Raw genomic sequence first — 3370 nt, forward strand, 5'->3', positions numbered from 1 at the left:
TCTGGATGCCGAGTACTGGTACACCAACCTCCGCCGGACCGTCGAGTTCGAGACAGCCACCCGTGCCCTGCTCGGTGAGGGACACCGGCTTTTTGTCGAGTCCAGCCCGCACCCCGTGCTCACCGCCGCCGTGGAGGAGACCATCGCGGCCACGGATGCCATGGCCGCTGTCACCGGCACCCTGCGCCGTGACGAGGGAGGACCGCAGCGGCTGCTGCACTCTCTGGGGAAGGCGTACGCGTACGGCGCGCCGGTCACCTGGGACCGGCTCTTCGCCGGCCGGCCGGCACAGCGGACCGGCCTGCCCACCTACCCGTTCCAGCGACAGCGCTACTGGGTCGACCCCGTGGCTCCCGCCGCCGGGGCGCCGGAAGGCTCCCCGGCGGACGAGGACTTCTGGTCCGCCGTCGAGAACCACGATGTCGAGGCACTCACCGCGGCCCTCGGGACCCGCGCGGACACGCCCCTCGCGGACGTGCTCCCCGCCCTCGCCACCTGGCGCGGCAGGCGAAGCGAGCAGGCCCGGCTCGACTCCTGGTGCTACCGGATCGGCTGGCATCCCGTCGAACTGCCGGCGGCGCCGGTGCTCTCCGGAACGTGGCTGCTCGTCGTCCCTGACGCCCCGGCAGACGCGGCCGGGCTCGCCCGCACCGTCACTGCCGGGCTGACCGCCCACGGCGCCGAGGTGGTAGGCGTGCCGGTCGCCGCGGCGACGGCAGACCGCGGAACACTCGCCGCCGCGGTGGCCGAGGCCACCGCCGGGACGGGCGGCCCGGTGGCCGGGGTCCTGTCCCTGCTGGCACTCGACGAGGAACCGTGCGCCGGCCATGAAGCGCTCCCGGCCGGCCTGTCCGCCACCATCGCCCTGATCCAGGCGCTCGGTGACGCCACGGCCGATGCCCGGCTGTGGTGCGTCACGCGGGGCGCCGTTGCCGCGGGCAGCGCGGTCCGGCCCTCTCCCGTCCAGGCCATGCTCTGGGGGCTGGGCGGCACGGTGGCGCTGGAGCACCCGCAGCGCTGGGGCGGGCTCATCGACCTGCCCGCCCCTCCGGACCCGCTCGACGACGCGTCTCTCGACGCGCTGGCGGGGACACTGGCCGGCGGACACGACGAGGAGCAGCTGGCCGTACGCCGTTCGGGAACCCTTGCGCGGCGACTGCGCCACGCCGTGCCGCGGCCGGCCGGCCGGGACTGGCAGCCGCGGGGCACGGTCCTGGTCACCGGCGGCACCGGCGGTGTCGGAGCCCAGATCGCCCGCTGGCTGGCCCGTAACGGTGCCGAGCACCTGGTCCTCACCAGCCGCCGGGGCCCCCAGTCCCCGGGAGCCGGAGATCTGCGGGAAGAACTGACCGGGCTGGGGACCCGGGTGACCCTGGCCGCCTGCGACGTGGCGGACCGCGGAGCCCTGGCCTCCCTCCTGGAGACCCTCACCCCGGGCAGCGGCGCCGACCGGCTGACCGCGGTGGTGCACGCCGCCGGGACACTGCGGGACAGCACCGTGGGCGGGCTCACCCGCGAGCAGACCGAGGAAGTGCTGCGGCCCAAGGCCGCCGGCGCCCGGAACCTGCATGACCTCACCCGCGACCTGGAACTCGACGCCTTCGTCCTGCTCTCCTCGATCGCCGGGACTGTCGGAGCCGCGGGCCAGGGCAACTACGCCGCCGCCAACGCCTTCCTGGACGCGCTGGCCCAGCAGCGCCGCGCCGACGGGCTGCCGGCCACCTCGGTCGCCTGGAGCGCCTGGGCGGACGGCGGGATGCTGGACGACGACATGGCCCGTCAGCTGCGCCGGCGCGGCGTCACCCCGCTCGACGGTGAACGGGCGGCCACCGCCCTCGGGCAGGCGCTCGCCCGCGACGACGGTTCCCTGGTGGTCGCGGACATCAACTGGGAACGTTTCGCACCGTCCCTCTCGGCCACCCGGCGGCTGCCGCTGCTCGCCGACATCCCGGAAGCGGTCCTCCCGGCCACCGGTACCCCGGACCACCCGGGGGAGGACTCCGGCTCCCTGCGCGGCCGTCTGCGGGCACTCGGTCCGGCCGACCGGGACGAGGCACTGCTGGAACTGGTGGGCGAGCAGGCCGCTGCCGCCCTCGGATACGCCGACGCGGCGGCGATCGAGACCGGGCGGGCCTTCAAGGATCTCGGGTTCGACTCCCTGACCGCCGTCGACCTGCGCAACCGCCTCAACGCGGCGACCGGGCTCCGGCTGCCGGTGACCCTCGTCTTCGACTACCCGACCGCCGGCGACCTCGCCGTGCACCTGAGGGAGGAACTCCTGCCCTCGGCGGAGCCGGCCGGCCGGCCCGGGGGGGCCGACACCGTTCTCCTCGACAACGTGCCGGCCGCTATGGAGCACGCCGACATCGACACCGCCACCGACGACGAAATGTTCACCCTGCTGGACGAGATGTTCGACGTGCTGGTCCGGGAGCTGAACACCCCGTGACCTTCTGCCCTCCCCTCTCCCCTGCCCGCGACGTTCCGGTCCTCTTGAGGAGCTGGCGATAAATGGACAACGAGAAGAAGCTGCGCGACTACCTCAAGCAGGCCGCCACCCACCTCCGCGCGGCCGAACAGCGCTTGCGTGACCTGAGGACACCTGAGCCCATCGCCGTGGTGTCGATGAACTGCCGCTATGCCGGGGACATCCGTTCCCCGGAGGACCTGTGGCAGGCGGTCACCGAAGGCCGCGACGGCATGGGGGAGTTCCCGGCCGACCGCGGCTGGGACCTGGCCGGGCTCTACGACCCAGATCCGGACCGAGAGGGCAAGACGTACGCCCGGCAAGGCGGATTCCTCTACGACGCCGATGAGTTCGACGCCTCCTTCTTCGGCATCTCGCCGCGCGAGGCACTGACCATGGACCCCCAGCAGCGGCTGCTTCTGGAGGTCGTCTGGGAGACGTTCGAGCGTGCCGGGATCGACCCCGGCACGCTGCGCGGCTCCAGCACCGGCCTGTTCATCGGCGCGACCGACTTCGACTACGCGCGAGGACTGACCGGCTTGCCCGAAGGGCTCGAGGGCCAGATGTCGCTCGGGTCCTCCGGCGCCATCCTCTCCGGCCGGGTGGCTTACACCCTGGGGCTGGAGGGCCCGGCCCTCACGATCGACACCATGTGCTCCTCCTCCCTGGTCGCCCTGCACACCGCCTGCCAGGCGCTCCGGCAGGGGGAGTGCTCGATGGCCATCACCGGCGGGACCACGGTGATGTCCACCCCCGACGGTTTCATCGAGTTCTCCCGGCAGCGCGCCCTGTCCGTTTCGGCCCGGTGCCGGGCGTTCTCCGCCGATGCCGACGGCACTGCCTGGGGTGAGGGCGTGGGTGTGCTGCTGCTGGAGCGGTTGTCGGATGCGCGGCGTCACGGGC

At 73.5% G+C, this 3370-nt stretch carries 2 protein-coding genes; both read left to right on the plus strand.

Translation table 11 applies throughout. The annotated features are described in order from the left end of the window. A partial coding sequence (locus ABD299_RS23455; RefSeq protein ID WP_344266300.1) for an SDR family NAD(P)-dependent oxidoreductase occupies positions 1-2449 on the plus strand: 2449 nt, incomplete at its 5' end. Positions 2450-2511: 62 nt separating this feature from the next. Further along, positions 2512-3370 (plus strand): beta-ketoacyl synthase N-terminal-like domain-containing protein (locus tag ABD299_RS23460; RefSeq protein WP_344266303.1); only part of this gene is annotated, 859 nt, incomplete at its 3' end.

This window comes from Streptomyces sodiiphilus, from assembly GCF_039529215.1.
In the GTDB taxonomy this organism is placed as follows: Bacteria; Actinomycetota; Actinomycetes; order Streptomycetales; family Streptomycetaceae; genus Streptomyces; species Streptomyces sodiiphilus.